Origin of the sequence: Achromobacter sp. Root170, assembly GCF_001428165.1 — a bacterium.
GTDB lineage: Bacteria > Pseudomonadota > Gammaproteobacteria > Burkholderiales > Burkholderiaceae_B > Achromobacter > Achromobacter mucicolens.
In genome coordinates, this window is record NZ_LMHN01000015.1 from 413,901 (window position 1) to 439,471 (window position 25,571).

The 25,571-nt window shown below is 64.3% G+C and carries 16 protein-coding genes; 5 read left to right on the forward strand and 11 right to left on the reverse strand.

Translation table 11 applies throughout. The features are described from left to right. Window positions 1–31 precede the first annotated feature (31 nt). The 11 genes from ASD87_RS16330 to ASD87_RS27355 form a co-directional block, all read right to left on the reverse strand. On the reverse strand, window positions 32–2,149 hold the full coding sequence (locus ASD87_RS16330) for a TonB-dependent siderophore receptor (protein WP_369818545.1): 2,118 nt from the start codon (window positions 2,147–2,149) through the stop codon (window positions 32–34). 276 nt (window positions 2,150–2,425) lie between these two features. Continuing rightward, a complete protein-coding gene (locus ASD87_RS16335) occupies window positions 2,426–4,189 on the reverse strand; it encodes an AMP-binding protein (RefSeq protein ID WP_082586319.1) in 1,764 nt (587 codons plus the stop codon). A 29-nt stretch (window positions 4,190–4,218) separates the two neighbouring features. Next, the gene (locus tag ASD87_RS16340) at window positions 4,219–4,806 is read right to left on the reverse strand and encodes a chalcone isomerase family protein (protein WP_056323639.1); all 588 of its coding nucleotides are present in this window, start codon (window positions 4,804–4,806) and stop codon (window positions 4,219–4,221) included. Then, window positions 4,770–5,315 (reverse strand): DUF4442 domain-containing protein, encoded by a 546-nt coding sequence (locus tag ASD87_RS16345; RefSeq protein ID WP_056323642.1) that lies wholly within the window; start codon window positions 5,313–5,315, stop codon window positions 4,770–4,772. Before ASD87_RS16345 ends, ASD87_RS16340 begins: the two co-directional genes overlap by 37 nt. Window positions 5,316–5,331: 16 nt before the next feature. After that, window positions 5,332–6,531 (reverse strand): acetyl-CoA C-acyltransferase, encoded by a 1,200-nt coding sequence (locus ASD87_RS16350; protein WP_056323645.1) that lies wholly within the window; start codon window positions 6,529–6,531, stop codon window positions 5,332–5,334. Window positions 6,532–6,677: 146 nt separating this feature from the next. Next, window positions 6,678–9,068: a 3-hydroxyacyl-CoA dehydrogenase/enoyl-CoA hydratase family protein gene (locus ASD87_RS16355; protein WP_056323647.1), complete on the reverse strand. Its 2,391-nt coding sequence runs from the start codon at window positions 9,066–9,068 to the stop codon at window positions 6,678–6,680. Between the two features lie 53 nt (window positions 9,069–9,121). Further along, window positions 9,122–10,444 (reverse strand): OmpP1/FadL family transporter, encoded by a 1,323-nt coding sequence (locus tag ASD87_RS16360; protein ID WP_056323651.1) that lies wholly within the window; start codon window positions 10,442–10,444, stop codon window positions 9,122–9,124. A 61-nt stretch (window positions 10,445–10,505) separates the two neighbouring features. Next, the gene (locus ASD87_RS16365; protein ID WP_056323654.1) at window positions 10,506–12,473 is read right to left on the reverse strand and encodes a 3-hydroxyacyl-CoA dehydrogenase NAD-binding domain-containing protein; all 1,968 of its coding nucleotides are present in this window, start codon (window positions 12,471–12,473) and stop codon (window positions 10,506–10,508) included. Continuing rightward, on the reverse strand, window positions 12,470–13,762 hold the full coding sequence (locus tag ASD87_RS16370; RefSeq protein WP_056323655.1) for an acetyl-CoA C-acetyltransferase: 1,293 nt from the start codon (window positions 13,760–13,762) through the stop codon (window positions 12,470–12,472). The genes ASD87_RS16365 and ASD87_RS16370 overlap by 4 nt, the downstream gene beginning before the upstream one ends. Window positions 13,763–13,774: 12 nt before the next feature. Then, on the reverse strand, window positions 13,775–16,123 hold the full coding sequence (locus tag ASD87_RS16375) for an acyl-CoA dehydrogenase (protein ID WP_056323658.1): 2,349 nt from the start codon (window positions 16,121–16,123) through the stop codon (window positions 13,775–13,777). 81 nt (window positions 16,124–16,204) lie between these two features. Beyond that, on the reverse strand, window positions 16,205–16,888 hold the full coding sequence (locus ASD87_RS27355; RefSeq protein ID WP_056323661.1) for a TetR/AcrR family transcriptional regulator: 684 nt from the start codon (window positions 16,886–16,888) through the stop codon (window positions 16,205–16,207). Window positions 16,889–17,265: 377 nt separating this feature from the next. Between ASD87_RS27355 and ASD87_RS16385 the strand changes: the two genes are divergently transcribed. The 5 genes from ASD87_RS16385 (at window position 17,266) to ASD87_RS26950 (ending at window position 25,464) form a co-directional block, all read left to right on the forward strand. Continuing rightward, window positions 17,266–18,870 carry a hypothetical protein gene (locus tag ASD87_RS16385; protein WP_056323663.1) on the forward strand — a complete coding sequence of 535 codons (1,605 nt, stop codon included), beginning with the start codon at window positions 17,266–17,268 and terminating at the stop codon, window positions 18,868–18,870. Window positions 18,871–19,432: 562 nt separating this feature from the next. Beyond that, window positions 19,433–20,182 (forward strand): response regulator transcription factor, encoded by a 750-nt coding sequence (locus tag ASD87_RS16390; protein ID WP_056323666.1) that lies wholly within the window; start codon window positions 19,433–19,435, stop codon window positions 20,180–20,182. Between the two features lie 354 nt (window positions 20,183–20,536). Beyond that, window positions 20,537–21,202, forward strand: coding sequence for a response regulator transcription factor (locus ASD87_RS16395; RefSeq protein ID WP_056323669.1), 666 nt, complete (start codon window positions 20,537–20,539; stop codon window positions 21,200–21,202). 183 nt (window positions 21,203–21,385) lie between these two features. Continuing rightward, complete coding sequence (locus tag ASD87_RS16400; protein WP_056323672.1) at window positions 21,386–24,565, forward strand: toxin VasX; 3,180 nt, start codon at window positions 21,386–21,388, stop codon at window positions 24,563–24,565. Beyond that, window positions 24,565–25,464 carry a hypothetical protein gene (locus ASD87_RS26950; RefSeq protein ID WP_156403438.1) on the forward strand — a complete coding sequence of 300 codons (900 nt, stop codon included), beginning with the start codon at window positions 24,565–24,567 and terminating at the stop codon, window positions 25,462–25,464. Before ASD87_RS16400 ends, ASD87_RS26950 begins: the two co-directional genes overlap by 1 nt. The last annotated feature ends 107 nt before the right edge of the window (window positions 25,465–25,571 follow it).

Here is a 25,571-nt window from a genome sequence, read left to right on the forward strand (position 1 = left end):
GTCCGTCCCAGATATGGGGACGGTTTGGGCGTCAGAAGCGGTAGGCGCCGCTCAACATGACCGTGCGGCGCGCGCCGTAGAAGCAGTCTCCGCGGTCCAGGCACACCACTTCATACGTGCGGTCCGCGATGTTGTTGACGTTGAGCGCGTAGCGCCACGGTCCGTTCGTGTAGCTGACCATCGCATCGAACAGCGTCACCGACGGCGTTTCCGGCGCGCCGCCGTCGCGGAACTTGGACAGGAAGCGGGTGCCGGCGCCGACCGCGAAGCCGGGCTGGCCCGCGAGCGTGAAGCGGTATTTGCCCCACAGCGACGCCATGTGCTTGGGCATGCCTTCAAGCTGCGGATCGATGTCGGTGTAGATGTAGTTGGCGATCACGTCCACATTCTGGGTGACGCGGCCGCGCATCTCCAGTTCGACGCCGCGCGTGCGCGTCTTGCCTGCCTGGATCTGGTTGTTGGGGTTGTCCGGATCGTTGGTCTGGCGGTTGCTTTCGCGCAGGTCGTACGCCGCTGCCGTGAATTCCAGGTCGGCGCCGGGCGGCATGTACTTCAGGCCCACTTCCCACTGCTTGCCTCGCATGGGTTTCCAGCGCTGGTTGTAGAAGTCCGCGCCCGCGATGGGGGTGAAGGACTCGCTGTAGCTCACGTAGGGCGACCAGCCGTTGTCGGCCGCGTACATCAGGCCGAAGCGCTTGGTGGTGGCCTGGTCGGTTTCCTTGTCCTGGCCCTCGGTCGTGCTTTCGACACGATCGCGTCGGATGCCCGCCAGCAGGATCCAGTTCTTGTCGAACGTGATCTGATCCTGCGCGTAGAAGCCTATTTGCTGCTGGCGCTGCTTGGGCGTGTCGGTCAGCGTGTAGTCCGGCGCGTTGCCGTATACCGGGTGGTACAGGTTCAGCGGCGATCCCAGCCCGCTGTCGGACTGGCTGGTTTCGCGGTAGCGCGTGTAGTCCATCCCCACGATCACGGTGTGCTGCGTGCGGCCCCAGTTCAGCTTGCCTTCCAGGTTCTGGTCGGCCAGCAGCGTGCGCATGCGGGGCTTGTTGATGTAGTAGTAGCGGTCGACGGTGGTCTGCGCGTCTTCGATGTACGAATCGCCACGGCGGTCGCCATAGACGTTCGGATAGAGCGACTTGTAGTCGACGCTGCTGACCGTGTTGCGAAAGCTCTGGCGGACCTTCCAGGTGTCGTTGAACTGGTGTTCGAACAGCCAGCCCACGTTGAATTGCTCGGTGTCGTAGGCGTCAAAGCCCGGCTCGCTGGCGAAGCGGCGCGTGGGGATGCGGCCGTTCGGATTGTGGTCGACGGTGCCGCTCCAGGGCAGAAACGATTGCGTCGTGCCGGACCGGTCCTTCTGCCACGAGGCCAGCAGCGTGAGCGAGGTGGCCGCGCTGGGCTGCCACGTGAGCGACGGGGCAAGAAACATCCGGTCGTCCTGCGCGTACTGCACCTGCGTGTCGCTGTCGCGGCCCAGGGCCACCACGCGGTACAGCCACTGGCCGTCCTCGGTCAGCGGACCGGTGATGTCCGCCTGGATTTCGCGGCGGTTGAAGTTGCCCAGTTGCACGCCGATTTCGCCCTGCTGTTCGGCCTGCGGGCGCTTGCTGACCAGATTGACGATGCCGCCCGTGCTGCCCTGTCCGTACAGCATCGACGCCGGGCCGCGCAGCACCTCGACGCGTTCCAGGCCGTAGACCTCGGTGCGCGGGTTGTTGTAGTTGAAGAACTGGCGCAGGCCGTCCAGGTACTGCACGGGCTCCACGCCGCGCACGCGCACGTAATCGCCGCGGTTGTCCACGCCGTAGGCATTCGGACGCACGCCCGCCGCGTAGTTCATCGTGTCCTGCACGTTCTGCGCGCCCTGGTCGATGATCTGCTCGCGCGGGATCACGGTGATCGCTTGCGGCGTCTCGGACAGCGGCGTGTCGGTCTTGGTGCCGGTGGCGCTGCGCCGGGCCACGTAGCCGTCGACGGGGCCGGTGGCGGTCTCGCCGGTGCCAAGGACCTGCACGGCGGGCAGCGTGGCGGGCTGCTCGGGTTGCGCGTGCGCGGCGCCCGCGCCCAGGCAGGCGGCCAGCGCGGCGGCGGCGGGAACACGGGGGCGCAGCCGCGCGCGCAGGGCGGCCGGAGTGTGATGGCGTTTCAAAAGGATCTCCCCACTGGCGCGGCTAAGGGCGCGTCCAGTTACTCATAGAAATAACAACGATAACTATTATTAATTGTGTTGATGGACACAGCCAATAGCGGACGTCGGGGAAGATGTAAAAAAGCCCTGCGGCAGCGCGGGGCTTTGGGAATTGCCGAAGAAAAGCCTTGCGAATTCAGCGGGTTGACGCGCAGGACCGCGCCAGGGGCCGACGCGGGCGCTGTTGCCCGCGTGCGACAGTGCCGCGTGGGCCGAAAGGCGGCGCGCCCGCGGCGATCAGTCCTGGCCGGTCGCCTGGCGGGTGATGGCGGGAGCGGGAGCGGCGGCGTTGCCGATGGCGTCGGTCGCCGCGTGGGACGCAATGGCCGGCGCCCCGCCTTGCGCGTCCGGGCGCAGTTCGCGCCGCAGGATCTTGCCCACGGTGGTGCGCGGCAGGTCGTCGCGGAATTCGATGTACCGAGGCACCTTGTACCCCGTGAGCTGCGTGCGGCAATGCGCGATCAACGTGTCCGCGTCCAGCGTGGGATCCTTGCGGATGACGTAGAGCTTGACGGCCTCGCCGGAGCGCTCGTCAGGCACGCCCACCGCCGCCACCTCGCGCACGCCCGGGTGCAGCGCTGCCACGTCCTCGACTTCGTTCGGGTACACGTTAAAGCCCGACACCAGGATCATGTCCTTCTTGCGGTCGACCAGATAGACATAGCCCGTCTCGTCGACGTAGCCAATGTCGCCTGTGCGCAGGAAGCCGTCCGGGTACATGACCAGCGCCGTCTCGTCCGGCCGGTTCCAATAGCCCTTCGTGACCTGCGGGCCGCGCACGCAGATCTCGCCGTTTTCCCCGACCCCCAGTTCGCGGCCGGCGTCGTCGCGGATCGACAGGTCGGTGGAGGGCACGGGCAAGCCGATGGACCCGTTGAAGATCTTGGTGTCCAGGGGATTGATGGTGACGGCGGGCGACGTTTCCGTAAGCCCGTAAGCCTGCGCGATCGACACGCCCGTTGCGGCGCGCCAGCGGTCTGCGACCGAGCGCTGCACCGCCATGCCGCCGCCCATCGTCAAGCGCAGCCGCGAGAAATCCAGGTGGGCAAAATCCGGGTGGTTGAGCAGCGCGTTAAAGAGCGTGTTCACGCCTGTGAATGCCGAGAACGGCACCTTGCCCATCTCTTTTATCAGCCCCGGAATATCGCGCGGATTGATGATGAGCAGGTTGCTTGCGCCCAGTTTCATGAACGTCAGGCAGTTCGCCGTCAGCGCAAAGATGTGATACAGCGGCAGGGCCGTGACGATGCATTCCTCGCCGTCTTTCACCAGGGGCCTGACCCAGGCGTAGGCCTGGCTGACGTTTGCCACCAGGTTGCCGTGCGACAGCATGGCGGCTTTGGCCACGCCGGTCGTGCCGCCCGTGTACTGCAGAAACGCCAGGTCGGCAGCCGTGAGCGGCACGTCGGTGAACGGCAGGTCGCGGGCTTGGCGCAGCGCATCGCCCAGTTTCTGCGAGCCGGGCAGCGACCACGCCGGCACCATGCGCTTGACGCGCCGCAAGGCAAAGTCCACAAGACGACCCTTGATGGGACCCAGCATCTCGCCGATGGACGTCACCAGCACGCGTTCGATTTGCGTGGCGGGCAACGCCTTTTGCAGCGTGGCCGCAAAGTTGTCCGCGACCACGATGGCGCGCGCGCCCGCATCGGCAAGCTGGTGTTCAAGCTCGTGCGCGGTGTAGAGCGGGTTGCAGTTCACCACGATGCAGCCGGCGCGCAGGGCGCCGAAGAGGCAGACGGGATACTGCAGCAGATTGGGCATCATCAGCGCGACGCGGTCGCCGCGGCCAAGGCCGTTCGCGTGCAGCCATGCGGCGAAGCGTCGCGTCAGCGCGTCCAGTTCGGCATAGGTGATCGATTTGCCCATGCTGATGTAGGCCGTCTTGCCGGGAAAGCGCCGGAAGCTCTCCTGGATGATCGTCACCAGGGTGGTCGCGCTGTCGGTCCCGATCTCGGCGGGCACACCGTAGGGATAGCTCTTGTGCCAGATTCGTTCCATGTCTTGCGGTTCCGTTGGGGCGCAAGGCCCTAGTTGCCCAGCAGGGCTTTCTTCAGGGAGGCCTGGGCGGGGCTGTCGCCCAGCCAGACGCGAAGCAGGGCGCGGGCGAAGGCGGGATCGTCGATGCGCCCGCGCGGCTTGCCGTTGCTGGCAACGGCGACGCCGCGGGCATCGAAGTCCAGATCGATGACATCGCCCTCGCGCGCGGCGCCGATGTCGCTCATCAAGCGTGACAGGCGCTCGGCGGGCGCTTTCAGCGCGGCAAGTTCCTGCGAGGTCGTATTGTCTCGCAATCCGTCCCGCAGCGCGCCATCCAGGCTTTTGCTGTCCACGTCGCGCAGCATCCGCAGCCGCATGCGGCGCGGCTGCGTGCTGTCAATGAGTGCCGCGGCATCGTGGCTTTTCGTGGTGACGTACAGCGCGGCCACGTAGACCTTCACGACGAAACGGGTGCGCAGGCCCGCGCCGTTCAGCGTCAGCGCCTGGCTGCCTTCGGCAAGCTGTTCGGGCACGCGCACGCCGGCAACGTCCACGTCGGCAAAGGCGGGCGCGCCCGCCAGGCAGGCCGCGAGAATCAGGCTCAGGGCGGCGGTGCGCCCTCCGGGGTTGAAACGCATTTGTCACCTCCAGTGTTCTTCTGCTTGTAGAACTTCTTGTCTGCGATGTAGATCGTGCGTTCCACGACGGCGTATACGACGTCGTCCTTGTCCTTCAGTTCGACCGTGTAGGTGCGGGTCGTTTCGTGGTGCGTGGCGAGCAAGCGCCGGATTTCGGCGATCTCGCCCGGCGGCAGCCGGAAGTCGACATACAGCGTGGTGTAGGCGGGCTTGCGGAAACGGATGGAGGCCGCCTTGTCCCAGACGATGTGATCCGGGCCCAACGCCGACATCAGCATGGTCGGGTGGGCGCCATCGGTTACCGCAAAGAGCGAGCCGCCGTACATCGACCCCACGATGTTGCGGGTGCGGCGCAAGAGCGGCAGCTTGATGCGTATGTGCTGGAAGTCCGGCGACACGTGCAGCACGCGGCCGCCGGTGGCGCGAAAGGCCGGATGCAGGTTGAAGCCCACCCGCATCAGCCGCGCGCGCCACTCGGGCGACAGGTTCTTGAACCAGTAGGGCTTCACGCTGGCCGCCGTTTGGTTACATGGCCTCGAACAGGCCGGCCGCGCCCATGCCGGTGCCGATGCACATCGTGACCAGCCCGTACTTGCCGCCGGTGCGGCGCAGCCCGTGCGTGATCGTCGCGGTGCGGATCGCGCCCGTGGCCCCCAGCGGGTGGCCCAGCGCAATGGCCCCGCCCAGCGGGTTGACCTTGGCCGGATCCAGGTTCAGCTCGCGGATCACGGCCAGCGACTGGGCCGCGAACGCTTCGTTGAGCTCGATCCAGTCCAGCGCGTCCTGCTTGATGCCGGCGCGTTCCAGCACCTTCGGGATGGCGGCGACGGGGCCGATGCCCATGACCTCGGGCGGCACACCGGCCACGGCAAAGCCCACGAAGCGCGCCAGCGGGCTCAGGTTGAATTCGCGCAGGATGCGATCGGACACCAGGATCACGGCCGCCGCGCCGTCCGACATCTGCGAGCTGTTGCCCGCCGTGACGCTGCCGCGCGTGGAGAAGACCGGCTTGAGCCGCGCCAGCGCTTCCAGGCTGCTGTCGGGACGCGGGCCTTCGTCGACCTCGACGAGGCGGCGCGCGACGCGCACCGCGCCGCTGGCGCCGTCCGGCAGGTGCGTGACGACCTCAAAAGGCGTGGTCTCGGCGCGGAAGTGGCCGGCGGCAATCGCCGCGCAGGCCTTCTGGTGCGAGGCCAGCGCAAAGGCGTCCTGATCCTCGCGCGACACCTTCCAGCGTTCGGCGACCTTTTCGCCGGTCAGGCCCATGCCGAACGCCATGCCGATGTTTTCTTCGTGAGCGAAGATGGCAGGGTTCATGGACACCTTGTTGCCCATGATCTGCGGCATGGCGCTCATGGATTCGGTGCCCGCGCCGATCATGATGTCGGCCTCGCCCAGCCGAATGCGGGCGGCGGCATCCGCCACGGCCTGCAGTCCCGACGCGCAGAAGCGGTTGACGGTGACGCCCGCCACGCTTTGCGGCAGGCCGGCCAGCAGCAGGCTGATGCGGGCCACGTTCATGCCCTGTTCGGCCTCGGGCATGGCGCATCCGGCGATCACGTCGTCGATGCGGGCGGCGTCCAGCCCGGGCGCCTGCGCCAGCGCGCCGTTCAGCGCGGCGGCCAGCATGTCGTCGGGGCGGGTGGTGATGTAGGCGCCATTGCGCTTGCCCACCGGCAGGCGCGTGGCGGCAACGATGTAGGCGTCTTGGATCTGCGTGCTCATATCCATTTCCTCAACTAACAATAGCGAGATATATCAATCGGACCCCCCGCGCAAAATGGTCTCCCACAAGCGGGGCCGCGCGGATCCGGCTTTTCCGGTCCGCTTGCGGCGCCCCTGGGGGAAGCGCCGCAGGCGCCTGGGGGGGATCAATTCCGTAGCGGCTTGCCGGTTTCCAGGGTGTGGCGGATGCGCGCCTGGGTCTCAGGCGTGCGCAGCAGCGCCACGAATTCCTTGCGCTCCACGGCCAGCAGCCATTCTTCGTCGACCTTGGTGCCGGTCTCGACCTCGCCGCCGCACAGCGCGACGGCCGCGCTGCGGGCCACGCGGTAGTCGTGCGCGCTGATCATGCCGCCTTCGCGCATGTTGACCAGCACCATCTCGAAATTGGCGATGCCGTTGCGGCCGGCCACCGGCACGTTCTGCAGGCGGGCAGGCGGCGTGTAGCCTGCCTGTGCCGCGGCGCGTGCCTGGCCGATGGCCACATACAACAGTTCGCCGGGATGGAACAGCACGATGTCGTGTTCGCGGGCAAAGCCGGCCTCGATGGCTTCCAGTGCGCTCTTGGCGACCTGGGCCATCGCAATGGTCTGGAAGACCGGTTGCAGGTAGGGGAAGACTTCGCCGGGCGTGGCCGTCTTGGCCGCCAGCGCCGCCGCACGCGCGGCGAACTCCTTGCTGCCGCCGCCCGCCGGAATGAGGCCGACGCCGGCCTCGACCAACCCGATGTAGCTTTCCAACGCCAGCACGCGGTGCGAGGCGTGCATCAGGAATTCGCAGCCGCCGCCCAGCGCCATGCCCTGCACCGCGGCAACGGTCGGGATCTGCGCGTACTTGAACGACTGCGAAGCCCGCTGGAATTTTTCGACCGTGGCTTCCAGCATGTCCCACTGGCCCGCCGCGCAGGCTTCAACGACCTGCTGCAGGTTGGCGCCCACCGCAAACGGCGCGTCGTGCCAGATGACCAGGCCGTCGAATTCACGTTCGGCCTTGGCCACCGCCTGCAGCACGCCTTCCAGCACCTCGGCGCCCAGCGTGTGGTTGCGCGACGTGACCGACAGGATGGCGATGCCGGCGTCGACCTGCGGCAGGTTCCACAGGCGCACGCCTTCGTTTTCCCAGACCGTGACGCCGCGGTCGTCGGCGGCTTCGCCCACGACGCGTTCCGGGAACAGCTGGCGCGCGTACACCGGCAACGTCGAGCGCGGGTGCAGCTTGCCCGTGCGGGCGGAGTACGAGCCTTGCGGCGCATGCACGCCCTGGCGGTCCGGTTCCAGCACCCAGGCGGGCAGGGGCGTGTCGCTCATGGCGCGGCCGGCGGCGATGTCCTCGGCCACGGCGGCGGCGATGGCCTGCCAGCCCGCGGCCTGCCAGGTTTCGAACGGGCCTTGCGACCAGCCGAAGCCCCAGCGCATGGCCAGGTCCAGGTCGCGCGCGTTGTCGGCCACGTGCTCGAGCTGCACGGCGCTGTAATGGAAGATGTCGCGGAACAGGCTCCACAGGAATTGCGCCTGCGGATGCTCGCTGGCGCGCAGGGCGGCAAAGCGCTTGGCCGGGTCGCGTTCCTTGAGCAGCGCGGCCACTTCATCGGCCAGCTTGCCCGTTCCTGGCGCGTAATCCTGCTTTTTCAGATCCAGCACCTGGATCTCTCGGCCCTGCTTGCGGTAGACACCCGCGCCGCTCTTCTGGCCCAGCGCGCCCTTGGAGATCAGCGCCGACAGCCAGTCCGGCAGCGCGAAGTACCGGTGCCACGGATCGTCCGGCAGGTTCTTTTCCATCGTGCCCACCACGTGGGCCAGCGTGTCCAGCCCCACCACGTCGGCGGTGCGGTACGTGGCGCTCTTGGGGCGGCCGATCTTGGGACCGGTCAGCGCGTCGACTTCGTCGAAGGCCAGGCCCAGCCGCGCGGTATGGTGCATGGCGGCCAGGATCGAAAACACGCCAATGCGGTTGGCAACGAAGTTCGGGGTGTCCAGCGCGCGGATCACGCCCTTGCCCAGCGCGGAGGTCAGCCAGGTTTCCAGCTGGTCCAGCACGTCCGGTTGCGTGTGCGAGGTGGCAATGATCTCCACCAGGCGCATGTAGCGCGGCGGATTGAAGAAATGGATGCCGCAGAAGCGGTCGCGCAGCCCGGCGGGCAGCGCGTTGGCCAGCGCGTCGATGGACAGGCCGGACGTATTCGAGGCCACGATGGCGCCGGGCGCCACGTGCGGCGCGATGCGCTCGTACAGTGCCGTCTTCCAATCCATGCGCTCGGCGATGGCTTCGATGACGAGATCGCAGCCGCTCAGGCGGGCGAGGTCGTCATCGTAATTGGCGGGCGTGATGAGCGCCAGGCGCGAGGCGCCGGCCAGCGGCGCGGGTTCCAGTTTTTTCAGGCCGGCCAGCGCCTTCTTGACGGTGCCGTTGCGGTCGCCTTCGCGGGCGGCCAGGTCGAACAGCGTGACCGGCACGCCGGCATTGGCCAGGTGGGCGGCGATCTGCGCGCCCATGACGCCGGCACCCAGCACGGCGACGTTTTTGACGACGAACTTGCTCAAGGGAGTCTCCTGAAAAAGCGGGGGACGGCGCGCGGCCGTCCCCCGGTTCACGGCTAGAAGCGGGACGAGAGTTGCAGGCCGAGGATGTGGCCGCTGCTGTCGTAGGTGCCCGCGACACGGCCCTTGGTGGCCGCGCTGCCGGACGTGGTGTCGATGTCCGTCTTGCGCAGGTACAGATAGGTGTAGCCCAGGTCGATCGTGGTGTCCTTCGTGGCGGCCCATTGCACGCCGGTCGAGAACCAGTAGCGGTCGTTGTCGGGCAGGGACGTGGGACGGTCGGCGGCGTCATGCACCGGCGACTGATCGAACGCCAGGCCGAACTTCCACTTCCAGGCGGGGGCGAACTTGTAGTTGGTGCCCACGGCAACGCGCCAGGTATCGCGGAAGTTGAGCGGCAGCACATCGTCGCGCGCGCCCGGACCCGAGTTCTTGATCTTCAACTGGGGGATGCTGCTCCAGCCGGTCCACGAGACGTCGCCCAACAGTTCCCATTTTTCGTTGAGCTGGTGCGTGGCGCTAAGAATCAACGTGTCGGGCAGGTCGACGTTGGCCTTGGCATCGAACGACACGGACTGGCCGGTGGGGCCGATGTTGTCGATGTCGGTGTCGCCCTTGGCCGAGTGCTTGATCTTCGAGCGGTACGACAGGCCGATGCGCGTGTCTTCGGTGGGTTGCAGCATGAAGCCGACGTTCCAGCCCCACGCATCGCCCTTCAGGTTCAGGTCGGCGTCGCCATTGGTGGCCAGCGGCAGGCCGGCGATGGGCACCACGGTTTTTTTCTTGTAGGTGGCGTCGATGTGTTGCCAGTTCACGCCGAAACCCATCGAGAATTTCTCGTTGACCTTGTAGGCGATGGACGGGTTGACGTTGATGGTCTTGATGTCGAACTTGTTCGAGTGGTATTGACCGACCCAGCCGTCGTCGTATTCGGTCATCAGGCCGAACGGTGCGCCGACGCCCAGACCGATGTACCACTGCTCGTTCAGTTGCCAGGAGGCGTAGAGGTTGGGCACGACGCCCAGATGGCCCGCGTCCCCGCCATTGCCGCCGGTGGGAACCGAACCGTTCAAGCCCGATCCGGGAATGCCCGGCGCGCTGGGGTTGCGGCTGTTTCCGTTGTCCGAAAACTTGAACGACGGTTTGATCAGGTTTACCCCGCCGGAGAAATTAAGGCCCGGCAGATAGGTCAAGCCTGCCGGGTTGAAATACATGATGCTGGCATTCTCCGGGTTTGCCGCCGAGCCCGCATACGCGTTGCCCAGGCCGCTGGCGTTCTGCTCCAAGAGCTGAAAACCGGCGCCGTAGGACGTTGCGGATGCGCCCAGGCCGACCAGGATGGCCGACAGGGTGCTCAGGGACAATGGACGTCTGCGCATGGTACTGCCTCCTCGAGTTGGATGTGTGTCTCTCTTCCACTGCCGGCCTGGTTTCGCCGGTCTAATCGGCGCGAGCCGCTGTGCTGCGGTCCTGCTTGGTGCTGCCTGCTTCGTAATGCAAGGGGCCTCCCGTGAATGGCGCGAAGCCCGTCCCAAAAATCACGCCGGCATCCGCCAGATCGGCGTCGGCCACGATGCCGCCCACGACCCGTTCCCGCGTGGCGTCGATGAGCGGCTGGATCAGGCGCTGGGCCAGGCCGGCGGGCGCTGCGGCGGGATCCGCGCTGCGCTGCTTGACCGGCTTGCCATCGCGCCAGGTGTAAAAGCCCTTGCCGCTCTTTTTGCCCAGCTCGTTGCGCGCCAGGCGCTCGGCCAGGCAACGTGGCGGCTCGGCGCCGCCGGCCAGTTGCGCGCCGGCGTCGCGTGCGATGTCCAGGCCCACGGTGTCGGCCAGCTCCAGCGGCCCCATCGGCATGCCGAAGGCCACCATCGCGGCGTCCACGGTTTCCGGCGCGACGCCTTCGTCCACGCTGCGCATGGCCTGCAGCATGTAGGGCGCCAGCACCGCATTCACCAGGAAGCCGGGCGCGCTCTTGACCGGCAGCGCCAGCTTGTCGATCTGCCCCACGAAGGCGCAGGCGCGGGTCTGGGCGTCGGGGTCGCCGCCTTGCGCGTGCACGACTTCCACGAGCGGCATCTTGGCCACGGGATTGAAGAAATGAATGCCCACCAGACGCTCCGGCCGCGCAAGGCCTTCGCGCAGCGTTTCAAGCGACAGGCTGGACGTGTTGGTGGCCAGCAGCGCATCCGGCTTCATGCGCGGTTCCAGCGACCGGTACAGCGCGCGTTTGGCGTCGGGGTGCTCGCTGATGGCCTCGATGATGACGTCGGCCAGCGGCACGCCGTTGCCTTCCGGGTCCGGCACCAGCCGGTCGAAGGCGGCGCGCGCCAGTCGCGGGTCTTTCAGGCGGCGCGTGTAAAGCGCTGCGGCGCGCTTGAGGGCCGGCGCGATGCGGGACATCTCCTGGTCCTGCAAAGTCACGGTCATGCCCTTGTACGCGCACCAGGCGGCAATGTCGCCGCCCATTACGCCCGCGCCCACCACGTGCACATGGCGCGCAGGCGCAACGCCGGGCTGCTTGCCGTTGGCCTTCAGACGCTCTTGCAGGCGGAACACGCGTAGCAGGTTGCGCGCCGTGCCGGACGAAATAATGCGGTCGATGAGGTCGGGCGCCTTGAGCGCATTGCCGCCATGCTTTTCCCAGATTTCCACGATGGCGGGCGCGGCCGGGTAATGGCCCAGCGGATCCTTCGCGGCAATCTGCTTGCGGGCGCGGTTGGCGACGATGGCTTTCAGTGGCCAGCGGTTCAGCAACGCGCCCAGGCCGCGCGCGCGCCGGGCGGGCTTGCGCGACAGGACCGTCTGGCGCGCCGCGGCCAGCAGCAGGCGTGGCGGCACGCGCGCGTCCACCAGCCCCAACGCGGCCGCGCGGCGGGCATCGGCGCCGCGGCCGGTCAGCATCATGTCCAGCGCAGCCGGCGCGCCGATCACCTGCGGCAGGCGCAGCATGCCGCCCCAGCCGGGAAAGATGCCAAGCATGACTTCGGGCAGCGCCAGCGAGGCGCCGGGCTGGTCCGCCACCAGCCGGTAGCGGCAAGCCAGCGCCAGTTCCAGGCCGCCGCCCAGGCAATGCCCCTGGATCAGCGCCAGCGTCGGATAGCGCACGCCCGCCAGGCGGTTCATGAGATTCCAGCCGCGCGACACCAGCCCGCGCGCCTGTTCGGGCGTGTCCAGCGTGGCGAATTCGTTGACGTCGGCGCCCACGATGAAGCCCGTCGCCTTGCCGGACTGGATGATGAGGCCCTGGGGCGGATCGCGGTCCAGCGCGTCAAGCACCACCGAGAGTTCGGCCATGGTATCGGCCGACAGGGCGTTGACCGCGCTGCCCGCGCGGTCGAAGGTCAGCCAGGCGACGCCGTCGGGGTCGCGGTCCAGGCGCCAGTGGGAAAGCGTATCCAATGTCGTCATGGGCGGTCCTCGTCCAGGGTTTCGACCAGCATCGCGCCGCCTTGGCCGCCGCCGATGCAGATGGCAGCCATGCCGCGCCGCGCGCCGCGGCGCTTGAGCGCATGCAGCAGATGCAGCACGATGCGTGCCCCCGAGGCGCCCACCGGGTGTCCGATGGCAATGGCGCCGCCGTCGACGTTGAGGCGCGCGGGGTCCAGTTCGCCCCAGGCGGGCGTGCCGAAGTTTTCCTGGCAGTAGGCCTCGTCCCGCCACGCGGCCAGGCAACCTAGCACCTGCGCCGCGAAGGCTTCGTTGATCTCCCACAGGTCCAGGTCATTCAAGCCCAGCCCATGGCGCTGCAGGATCGGCGTGGCCGCATGCACGGGGCCCAGGCCCATGATCGCGGGGTCCAGCCCGGCCCATTGCGAATCGATGATGCGGCCCAGCGGGCGCAGGTTCCATTTGCGCACGGCTTCTTCCGAAGCCAGCACCAGCATGGCCGCGCCGTCGGTGACCTGAGAACTGTTGCCTGCGGTGATGTTGCCCCACGGCTTGTCGAACACCGGCTTGAGTTTGGCCAGCTTGTCGGGCGTGGAGTCTTCGCGTACACCGTCGTCCGCGGCGTGCAGTGTGCCCTGCGTGTCGATGACCGGTGTGACCTCGGGCATGCCGGCGGCGCGGGCCGCCAGCGCGCGCTGGTGGCTGCGCGCCGCGTATGCATCCATGGCGGCGCGGTCGATATTGAACAGCGTGGCGACGTTCTCGGCGGTCTGACCCATCGACAGGCCCACAACCGGGTCCGTCAGGCCCTTGAGCAGGCCGATCACGGGCGCCAGGTGCTTGGGCCGGAAACCGCCCAGCGCCTTGAGCTTGGCGCCCACGCCGCGCGCGGCGTACCAGCGCGACAGCCAGCGCACCATGCCGTCCGAAAACAGCACCGGCGCGCGCGACAGCGCATCGGTGCCGCCGGCCAGCACCAGGTGCGACCGGCCGTTCTGGATGTTTGCAATGGCCGAATCCAACGCTTGCATGCCCGATGCGCAGTTGCGCATGACGGTCCAGCCGGGCACCCGATCGCCGCAACCTAGCCGCAGCGAAATCACGCGGCCGATGTTGACCTCTTCGGGCGAGGCCGCCGCGCAACCCACGATGACCTCGTCCAGGTCGGTGGGCGCGTAGGGCTGGCGCAGCAGCAGGGCGCGGCCGGCCTGCACCGCCAGATCCCCGGCAGAGAAGGGGCCCGGGCCCGTGCGGGCCTTCAAAAAGGGCGTGCGTGAACCGTCGACGACGTAAACCGGTTTGAATGCCATCCGCTACCTCCCTCAGGCGACCTTGCGTTCGGCCGTGGGCCGGTCCGCGTCGGCGGCGCCGAGGTCAAAGGGGAAATCATCCACTTTCACCACGGTGTCGCGCAAGCGGTTGCGGCGCTTGACCACCGCGTACTCTTCCGCGGTGATGCCGCCGATGGCCACTGCCGCGTCGGCGATGTCGCGCACATTTGCTTGCGGATTTCCGTCCAGCACGCCGCGCTTTTCCAGTTCGCGGATCTTGGCCTCGATCGGCTCGGCGTCCAGCGTGGCGGCCAGCGCCTGCTCGATCGCGCCCACAGGCTCGTCCGCGGTGGCGGGCAGATGGCAGCCGGCGGTCAGGCGGTCGCGCGTGGCGCTGGGGCTGATGAGCAGCCGGGCCACGTCCTGGCCAAGCTGGTCCGACGGCGGGATCTGGCTGTGGCCCCACGGAAACACAATGCGGCGAATGATCCAGGCCACCGCACGGTTCGGGAAGTTGTCCAGCACGCCGTCAAAGGCTTCCTGCAATTTGCACAATGCGTCCTGGATGGACCAGTGCGCCAGCGGCGCGTCGGCGGCCTGCCGGCCTTCGTCCTCGAAACGCTTGAGCGTGGCGCTGATCAGGTACATCTGCGACAGCACGTCGCCCAGCCGCGCCGACAGGCGCTCGCGCCGCTTCAGGCTGCCGCCCAGCACCAGCATCGAGGTGTCGGCCAGCATCGCGAATGCCGCGGAATAACGGCCCAGCAGCTGGTAGTAGCGCTTCATGGCGGGCGAGACGTCGGCGTTCACGGCGGCAAACCGCGCGCCGGTCAGCGACGTGCCCAGCGCACGGAAGGTGTTGCGCACCACGAAGCCCACGTGGCCCCAGAACGCGGCGTCGAAATCATCCAGCCCCCGCTTGCGGTCCGGCGATTGCGCAGCCTGCATTTCGGCAAGCACGTAGGGGTGGCAGCGGATCGCGCCCTGGCCGAAGATGATGAGGCTGCGCGTCAGGATATTGGCGCCTTCGACCGTGATGCCGATGGGGATCTGCTGGTAGGCGCGGCCCAGGAAGTTGGACGGTCCCAGGCAGATGCCCTTGCCGCCGATCACGTCCATGCCGTCGTTGACGACCTGGCGCGCGCGCTCCGTGACGTGGTATTTGACGATGGCTGACACGACCGACGGCTTTTCGCCCAGGTCCACCGCGCCGGCCGTCATGGTGCGCGCAGCGTCCATCATGTAGGTGTGTCCGCCAATGCGCGCCAGCGCCTCTTCGACGCCTTCGAATTTGCCGACCGGCATGCGGAACTGGCTGCGCACGCGCGCATAGCCGCCCACGGCGCGCGCTGTCAGCTTGGACATGCCGGTGTTCGAGGAAGGCAGCGAGATCGAGCGGCCGGCGGCCAGGCATTCCATCAGCATGCGCCAGCCCTGGCCGGCCATGGCGGGACCGCCGATGATGAAGTCCAGCGGCATGAAGACGTCGGCGCCGCGCGTGGGGCCGTTCATGAACATGGCGTTCAGCGGGAAATGGCGCCGGCCGGTGTCCACGCCGGGGTGGTCGTGCGGCACGAGCGCGCAGGTGATGCCCAGGTCCTTCTTGCCGCCCAGCAGGCCGTCCGGGTCGTACAGGCGGAACGCCAGGCCCAGCAATGTGCAGACGGGCGCGAGCGTGATGTAGCGCTTGTCCCAGGTGACGCGCATGCCGATCACCTCGCGGCCCTGCCATTCGCCCTTGCAGATGATGCCGCTGTCGGGAATGGCAGCCGCATCCGAACCCGCCCACGGGCTGGTCAGCGCAAACGCCGGCACTTCCTCGCCGCGGGCCAGGCGCGGCAGATAGTGGTTCTTCTGTTCCTCGGTGCCGTAATGCAGCAGCAGTTCAGCCGGACCCAGCGAGTTCGGCACCATGACCGACACGGCCAGCGCGGAAGAACGCGTGGATAGCTTGGTCACGATTTCGGAATGGGCGTAAGCGGAGAACGCAAGGCCGCCGTACTGCTTGGGAATGATCATGCCGAGGAAACCCTCGGTCTTCAGATAGTTCCATACGTCGGCGGGCAGGTCGAAGCGCTCTTGCGTGACGTGCCAGTCGTTGACCATGCGGCACGCGGTCTCGGCCTGGTTGTCCAGAAAGCGCTGCTCTTCGTCGGTCAGTTGCGGGCGGGGATAGGCCAGCAGACGGCTCCAGTCGGGCCGGCCGCGAAAGAGCTCGCCTTCCCACCAGACGGTGCCCGCCTCGAGCGCATCGCGCTCGGTGTCCGACATCTGCGGCAACACCTTGCGATACAGGTTGAAGATCGGCGCGGACAACAGCGCTCGCCGGATGGGGCGCACGCCCAGCAACACGGCGGCCAGGAGCGCAATGACAACCAGCGCGACGATGACTGCGTACATTTTCTTGTCTCCTCGTTGTTCTTCAGGTGCGTGGCGGCCTTCGAAGGAGGGCGCGCCGGCCGGGCGGGCGGTGGACGGCGGTCAGGCGCCTCCGGGGCTTGCGTTCACGTGCGGCAAGGGCGAACGCAGTCCGCCCAGCAGAAAACTCATCAGGCGCGGCAGAAGCAGTTCGCGGTCGTTGGGCTGCTCGGCTTCGTCGCCGGCCAGGCCGGTGACCGAACGCAGCAGGTCGGTGCCCATGATTGCGTACGACGTCGCGCCCAGCATGAACTGGAAACGCCAGATGATCTCGGCGCGGGGGACGTCCGGCAGGGCGGCGAACAGGGCGTTGCGGTAGCGCGCGAGCACGTCGGCGTATTCCTCGGCGAATAGGGCCCGGATGAAATCCGTGGGATCGGTCATCGTGCGTTCCAGCAGCGGCAGGAACGTGCTGCCGGCCTGCGCGGGATCGGCGGCCAGGCGCAGCAGCGTGCCGAAGAACGCATCGACGATCTGCGAGGGCTTCAGGGGTTTGCCGCCGGATTGCGCCTCCAGTTCGTCCAGAAGGCGCATGCGCTCGCGATTCAGCACTTCCAGGCGGCGTTTGAGCACCGCCTGCACGAGTGACTCCTTGGAGCCGAAGTGATAGTTCACCGAAGCGAGGTTCACACCGGCCGCGCCGGTGATCTGGCGCATCGACGTCGCTTCGTGTCCTTGTTGCGCGAACAGGGACTCGGCGGTGTCCAGGATGGCTTCTCTCGTGGGTGTGGAGCGGATTTCTTGCATAAGGTTGAATTCAAACGTTTGTTTCAATGCATTATGCGGGAGCCTTGGATGAGAGGCGAGCCTCTGCTATCCCCAATAGGGTTTACCCCTAAGCGCTAGAGGCCGTGGTGTTGCTTTGGCCGCGTGCGCGCTTCGCATCGTGCGTACGGACGAGGCCCTGCCGCGAAGAAGCATGAGGCGCGGCCCGCGCGGGAGGTTGAGATTTAGCCGAATGTCCTCGGACACCAGTCCTAGGATGAATGCGCTCTGGAACGCACGCTCAAAAGCCCGCAGTATCAGCGCGAGAACATAAAAGCATTGCCCCGGGTGTGTGCCGGGCGAGGCCCTGCGCAGTCACGGCGCGGCAGGCCAATCGCCCTGATACAGGAGCACGAGAAATGACGACGTACAAGGTGGGATTGCTGGTTGACGGGTATGAGCAACCCGGCTGGATGCACGAGATGGTTGAGTGGCTACTCCACAGCCAGGAGTTCGAGCTCACGGCGTTGCTGGTGATGAACGGAGAGGTCGCCGACAGTGCACCGAGGCTGAGCGTGAAGGCGCTGTTCGGCACGCTGTCGCGCCTGGAAGGCAAGCTGCTGCCGCAGAAGCAGCGCGACATGCTCGCCTGCCGCGACATGCGCGACAGCCTGCAGCAGGCCGGCACGGCGGTCATTCCGCTGGCGCCCCGCGATGAGGATCCGCAGGCGCGCCGCGAGGTGCAGGCGCTGGGGCTGGACCTGGTGATCACGCTGGGCGCGTCGCTCGCGACGCGCTCGCAACTTTCCAGCTGGTCGCGGCTGGGCGTGTGGCAATTGAGCTATTCGGATATTGCGGTGGCAACCAGCCGTTATGCCGGCTTCTGGGAGGTCTTTCAGCGCGAAGATCACACCACCGTGAAACTCTGGCGCATCGGCGCGCGGCAGGAAGACGACGAACTCCTGGACCAGCGCAGTTTCAACACGGAAGTGTTCTGGCTGAAGAATCAGGCCCGCGCTTTCAGTTTGGGAAACTTCATGGTCTATGACGCCTTGCAGGCGCTGGCCCACGACCGGCCGGGCGTCGCGCCGCCCGCCATGCAGATCATGAGCGGTCCGCGCCGCGCCGACCCGGCTGAGTGGGACAGCGCCGCATATATTGCGCGCCAGGCGTGGTTAATGTCGGATCTGGTTGTGCGGCGCATCATGAAACGCAATGTCCGGTGGCGGATCGGTATGTTTCCCTCTGCGCGGCAGCAGGCGGTTGTATCGGAGGCGATGGTATTGCAGCCGCCCAAGGGGCGGTTTTTCGCGGATCCCTTTGTTTATACGCACGACAAAAAACCATATATATTTTTCGAGGACTATGATTTTACGTCCCGCAAGGGCACGATCTCCGTCGCGACCTACTCCGACGGGGCTTTCCGGCTGTTGGGCACCGCGCTGAACCTGCCTTATCATCTTTCATTTCCGTATATTTTTGAACACGAAGGCGTGACATACATGGTTCCGGAAACGTGCGGAAATCGCAGTATCGAGCTATGGAAATGCACGGAATTTCCGCTGAAATGGGAGCTGGATGTTAATCTGATGACCAATATTTCTGCCGTGGACACCATTATTTTTAAACACGGCGAATACTGGTGGCTATTAACAAATATCGACCGGACTGACGGCCAGAGCCACTGCGACGAGCTGTTCGCGTTTTTCTCGGATTCGCCCCGCTCGACGTCCTGGACGCCCCACGCCTGCAACCCGATCGTGCGCAACCCGATGCGCGCCCGAAACGCCGGAATCGTTGTATCGCCTGACGGAGACGTGATCCGGTGCGCCCAGTACCAAGGCTTCTGTCACTACGGCAAGGGCGTCTCGCTGAACAAGATTGAGGAGCTTTCGCCTTCCACTTACGTCGAAACCGATGGCGAGATCCACTACGCTAACTTCCTGAGAAAACGCCATGCTTCAATGCACCATTGGCATCATCAGGGGGGACATACGGTATTTGACTTCGCCTATATGGAGTAAATACGCCTGCGGGCGTAAAAATAAAAATGTTACCGTTATTTCGATTGCAGGGATCGCTCACCGGCGTGATGTGTCGACAGATACAAGTTGACAGCTTTCCCTCCCCATCCGGCACCCCAAGGCCGCGTCAGGCAGATGCCCCGACGTGGCTTTTTTTCGTCTGTAACACGGGCATTCCGGGCGTGGCAGGCCGGCAAACCGAGGCCGTGTCATAGGGAGAACCGCGGGTGCAACGGGGTGATACTGGTGAAAACCCTAGCGGTAAAAAGGACGAGATGAGGTTCCTCATCCGTATTTAGGAACATGATTAAGGCTAACGATTGATTTCTGATTTTGTCGGATTATATCGCCCTGAAACGTCTTGATTTTGACAAATCCGAACCATAAGATGGGTTCCATGCCATCCGTTATGTTGGCTACCAAAGTCGACCAGCCTAAACGTCCCGGTTCAGCTTCATTAGATATTCCGGGATATGCGGACCACCCCCGCAGGGCTGGATAAATAATATCTTCAGCACAGCGAAGATCCCTTCTAGGCCCGTCGAAAAACCGGGAGGACACCATGGCCAAGATGGTCCTGATTGAAGCCCATCCGCTACTGCGGTTGGGGTTGTGGCAAATTCTTAGCAAGTTGGATGATGTGTGGGAGATCGAGGGGATGGGCCTTGCGGACGTGTCCAAGGCCGACGGCGTGCACGCGGGCGCCGATCTTCTGATCTATGGATTGCCAGTGGATACCGATGAAGCATGGAGCGCCTTGCACGAGATTCAGCGCGTGCTGACGCCCAAGCGGATTCTGCTTCTGACGGACGTCATGCCCTTGCCCATGCCGGTGCAAGGCCTGCCTGGCGCCAGTGTGTACGGTTGCCTGATGAAGACGGCTTCGGTCGAGATCCTCGAGGCCGCCATCCGCCTGGTGATGGCGGGCGGGCAATGCTTCCCGAGCGAACAGGCGCTGCAGGCGCCGGCCTCCGCCGTATGCGCCTTGCCGTCGCGGGATGCGGAAGAAGGCGGTGCGAAGGGCGCCATGCCGGTCAGCGCGGGCGCACAGCTCCTGCAGATCACGCCGCGCCAGTACGAAGTGTTGGTGTTGCTTGCAAGGGGCTATCCCATCAAGACCGTCAGCCGGATGTTGAACATCTCGGTGGCAACCGCGAAGACGCACGCGTGCACGCTGTACCAACGCCTGCATGTCAAGAACAAGGGCGAAGCCGTGTACGCGGCGCTGCAACGCGGCGCGACCCTTGAATGGCATGAACCGAATGGTCGCGAAGTGGATGCCGGGCAGATCTATGGGCGCAAGCTCGGTTAAGCAAGGTTTGCGCTGCCTGCCCGGCAGCAGGAACGCCCGTTCCAACGCTGCCGGGACCGCGCATAGCCAATACGGCTAAGGCATAGAAAGCAGGTGTTCACGTCGCTGTCGCCTCGCTTTCCGCCACCAATCATCCTCCTGAACGAGATTCAGCGAACGTAGCCGCTGATAGCATGAGTTGTGTCCGCAAGCATGGATTGATAGGGCGAATCACTTAGTCTCGCCACTGCAATCCCAAGGCTGCGGACAGGATTCCCCTGAACCTGGCGACGCGCGTGAACCCGCGCATTGCGCGGCGTCGCGCCAGCGTCATGGGAACCGTAATGGGCCATGCGTCACAAGGTTCTTCCCGGGATGACAACCGTACTGATCGAAGACTACGCTCTGCTTCGTGTCGCAATTCAGCATGTGCTGGAACGTGTGCGCAACGCCGACGATATCCTGGCCATCTCGCCAGCCCACCTCCTTAATATGTCCAGCTCGATCAACAAGCCAGTGGAGTTGCTGGTGATCGGTTGCAGCGGCACCGCGGAAGAGGACATCGGCCTTCTATCGCAGGCCATGGCCTTTTTCATGCCCAGGCTGGTGCTGGTGCTGTATTCCGCGCTGGACCAGAGCGTGATGGCCGCGTGTGCGCGCGCCGGGGTCGCGGGCTATCTGCCCAAGGCTTCCAGCCCCGATGCGCTGGCCGCGGCAGTCAGTCTGGTGATTGCGGGCGGCGAATGCTACCCGCAACCCGCCGGCCGGCCGCCCAGCACCGCGCACGCGTCCGTGCAAGAGCTGCGCGAGCTCACGCAGCGGCAGGAGGAAATCCTGCAACTGCTCGTGCAAGGCAAGACCATGCGCGAGATCGGCCAACAGGTCGGCATCTCGGTCGCCACCGTCAAGAGCCACGCGCGCACGCTCTATTGGAAGCTGAACGCACGCAACCAGGCCGAGGCCGCGTACATCGCGGTGCAGATGGGACTGGTACGCAGCTCGAATGGGCAGCCTGCGCCGGCCAAGGGCGACGCGAGCTGAAACGAGGACGTGAGTCAGGGCCTGTGCGGGTGGCGCTGCCGCCCGCACAGGCCCTGGCTTTTTTGTGCGCCTGAAAGTTGTCGCAATAGAAGCTGACGAACTTCAAAATCGTACTTGTCTGATACCCAAGCCTGGGCAGGCGTGCCGTAATGGGCGCGCGCAGGCTGGGCACGCATTGGTGGTGTGGAAAGCCTGTGGTTTCCGGGAGCCCGACATTCCTATCCAGTCCGATTTCGCTTCGTATTTGCCATCGACGACAAGTCCTTCGACGTCGTCGTGTACACCTTGCGGGAAGGTCTGTCCAAGGCCTTCGTGTTGCCTGTGGGCCATGAAGACCCCGCTATGACAACGCCCCACAAGAAAGCGCTGAGTCCCGACCGCCCTAATGAAAAACAACTGGGCAAGGCCATCTCACCGCCATCGTGTCAGCGGTGTGTGCCCATCTACCCTTTGCGCTACGGCGTTGCAGAGCGCACCTGGGATAAAGACGTGTTTCCCACGCTAAGCGCTGAGGGCTATCCCGCGCTGACCGCCGGCAAGGCATACGGTCTGCGCGTGCTGCGTCCAGGCACCTACGTTTACCTCTGCTACTTCCAGAACGGCCGGATGTGGACGCAGCACTATCAAGTCACCGACGACATGCGATTTGCGCGCATCTGGTGGACTCCTGCAGACGAAGACGATGCCATCCCCGGGCGGCTCGCTCGCCCCGAAACGGTCAGCGCCAAACCTTGTCTGTCTGCCCCAGCGACCCAAGAAGCAGACGTCGTCTACCTGCTGACCAGCGAAACGATGCTGACCCATGCCAGGCTCTGGAGCATCGAGAACGATACGGGCGGCATCCGCTCCAGGTTGGCGACAAAGGTCAGGCCCGCTGGTGGTGTTGAGCAACCCCATGTGTTCAACATCGCGTTGCTTGCTTACGCGACGCCGGAACTGCGACGACCCGACCTGAGTGGCAAGTCGGGGTACTACACATGGAGCGAGATATCAGCGCCGGAGTCGTTCCCCACCTACGAAACCGTCATCCCGGGCGCTTACGTCGAGCTGGTTCCGATCAAGGATATCGTTCCTCTGGCAGTCGTGCTGCACGACCCGATCGGCGTCATGAGTGAACTGGCGCATCTTGTCGCAGTTGCGGCGGCAGATCGGCAAGCTTATGAAATCGATAACAATCACGCTTACACAAGCGCCACCGTCATAAAGCAGTACTTGCAGAGCGTTCAGAAGCGTGCGACTCCAGAAGCCTATGCCAAAAGGCGAGATCTGGTTCGCTTTGACGCGAACGATGACGCGGACCGCTCCCATGGCAATGCTGTTCCATACATGCGCTCGTATGAACAGACAGTCAGGCGGAAACAGGCCGACATTGACACGCTGGTGAAGGACCTTGAAGGCTGGATCAGGACTGGCGGCAGCGCCATCGCCAAGGATTGGCAGGATGGATGGTTTGGCAAGGTGCTGTCCTGTTTTGACTTGGGTGCAAAAGAGAATGCACAGGACTACGAGCGCGTTGTTGCACACTGCGTGGGTAATCTGACTCACAGCGAAAGTGGTCGATCGACGTACCGGAGTTTGTTGCTGGCCCCACCAGAAAGAAGTCCTGTCTGGTTGGCGCTAGCGCATGGCATCCCTGAGTTGCACGCCGATTTCGCCAACCCTGCGCCGCTGAAGAACGTGCTGGACGTTGGGATTGCGGCCTTTGCGCCCATCTTTCAACTGAACGTCTCCTATCCAGCGACCCAGTCCTCAGATGTACTCGTAAGCCAGATGCTTTCTCAGCTTGGTGATACGCGTTTACCCGAGGCCACAGCCAGCAGCATCGTCCGGCGATTACGCCTGTATGCAGAAGTCCGCGTTGGCAACACCATTGTCACGTACCGCGTGTCTAGCGCCGAGGCGAATTTCCAATACTCCCAGTTCCACGGTGAACGAAGCATGAACACCGAACAACTAAGGAAGTGGGGTATTACCGTCAAGCAGCCATTGCGCAATCAGCCGGCGACGGTGCTCCTTTACGAAACCGTGCGCATCGGTGATCAAGCAACCCGTATTTCTCCTGCCCAACCGTCTGTGCACAATCCGCAGCCGTTCCAACTTGAAGGAAATGTATTCAAGCGGATGCTGGATCAGGTTCGTCAAAGTAAAGCCTACGGCGCCGCGCAGACTGGAATCGTACGCGGGGAATACGGGTTCACAGGCCTGGCCGCCATTTCCGCCATCATGGCACTTCGGTCGTCGATCAAAGATCTCGCGAACGGGAAGATTGATCGATCAGTTACTGGGTTCGCCAACGGGGCTAGCGCGTTGGCGGCGGTATTCGCTGTGATGAGCTCCGGCATGTTGCTGAAGGGCGACGCGATTCAGCTACATGCACTCGCGAAAGGGAACTCGTTGAGCATGGCGCGGGAAGCAGCCCGCGAAGTGCGAAAGCTAGCGACAAAGCTAGGCGCAGTAACTGCCGCTATTGGGGCAGTCGCTGATGGATTACGTGCCGCTAGCGCCTACGCCACGCAACAAAACTCCGAAGCAGGTCGAATGTATCTGGCGTCTGCTGGCTGTGGAGTACTTGCGACTGCTGGACTGCTTTTAAGCGCCTCCAGCGTCGTCCTCGGCGTCATTGGGCCAGTCGGCTGGCTTGTGCTGGCTTTTATCGCCACCCTAGGAGTAATTTATTTCAGCATCCAGGCCGCTCTCGCGAAATATCAGCCCGACGAAGTCTGGTTGGCACACAGCTTTTGGAGTCAGGGTGATCGAGCATACCGTTATAGCTCTCTGGACCAGGAACTTGCCGCATTCCACGGTGCCGTTTATGGCGTCCGCGCGGTAGCGAATTGGGAAACCCCCGAGGTGTCGGTGGGTGATATTGCAGTCCGCAGCATTCCCATTTACGGACTCTGGCAAGACAGCATTGATCTAAATCGCGCTATCGCCCAAGAAAGGATAGGAACACTGTCCCTATCTTTGGTCCTGCCCGGCTATCCAACTTCGGGCGAAGAGTCGCAGCAAGTAAAGCATGCTGAAGTCTTCCAATACACGCTCAAAGCCAGGCGGAACGGCCAAATACTAAACATGGTTCGGGGGCCCATTGCGGCATCTCCGGAATACCGATTCCCTTTTGATGCGGAATGTATGGTTGTTGACAAGGATTTCATTCAAGATGGCACCCGCCAGTTGAGTTGGCAAATCGTTATGCGGGAAGACACAGAGGTCATGCTGGACTACTGTTACAGGCCGGATGTCGTTAACCAGCCTAGTCTCGCGCTGTTCCCGCAGCGAGAACCGCTTGTCTTTACACGCGGCACGTGGCTCACGGATCCTATTGACGAAGAGTTGCTTGCTCCAGTCGCGGAGCCCAAGTGATGCGGACTACCAAGAAAATTCGAGTGCCTCGCCCAACGTTTAGGGAAATCCAGAACAAATGGCGGCTCTTTCGCTTCGCGAGCACATTACTGCCGTCGGAGCCTAGTGCGTCTGAAACCCCAGCCATCGAAGCAATAAGCGTTAACGAGAGTTGCATCGAAGTGGTTTCCGATACCTTGCAAGATGGCCATGAGGGGGTAATCCTTCAGGCATTTACTTTCTCAGGGCTTTTTTCATTGCTGTTTGCCGTGATGGGGGGCTTCGGCGGCTGGTCTGTAGGCGTGTTAATTTTTTCTCTCGGCCTGCCCGGCTTGGGAGTTGTGTTGTTTTTCCTTTCTTGTGTCTTGGGGCCGCGCTATCGATACCGATGTTCGAAAGTACGTTTCGATCGCCGTAGCCGTCGTGTCTATTACGTCCCGTATCCCGAGGAAAGCTTGGACGCGATATGGGAACTTGATTGGGATCGGCTCCAGGGCATCAGGTGGATGACGGGGCGAGCGCAATCGTATCTTTACCTTGTGGGCTACACCTGCAACCTGCCCGAGCCGAAACTGGTAAAGATACCAATAATGGCTAATCACGAATTTTTCGCAAGCCATATCTGGGCATGGCTTCAACGTTTCATGGCCGGCCAGGTTGGAGGCTTGCCCGCACCAAAAATCATCAAGCTTCCTCAAAAGCCGAGCGATGTGCTGATGCGTTACGGGGGGCGCTTGGTCATGTGGTCCATCACCACAAGGAAAGGGCGGCGATTTTTACCTCTAATGATCTGGGTTGATCTCGCGATTCTGCTGCTATACATGCCATCCCGGGCCTTGCCGCAACTGATCATTCTCCAGTATCCGGAGATCCGATTCCCGAAAGAGAGCGATCGACATTGTGGTTTTTCTACGGAGTGAGCATGAATGGCAGGTAAGGGCGACGAATTGCATGCTGTCCCGCGACCGTCAACGCCTGCACAAAACCCGGCCCACGCCATTTTGAAGTATTTCCCCTCCCTCGCCCA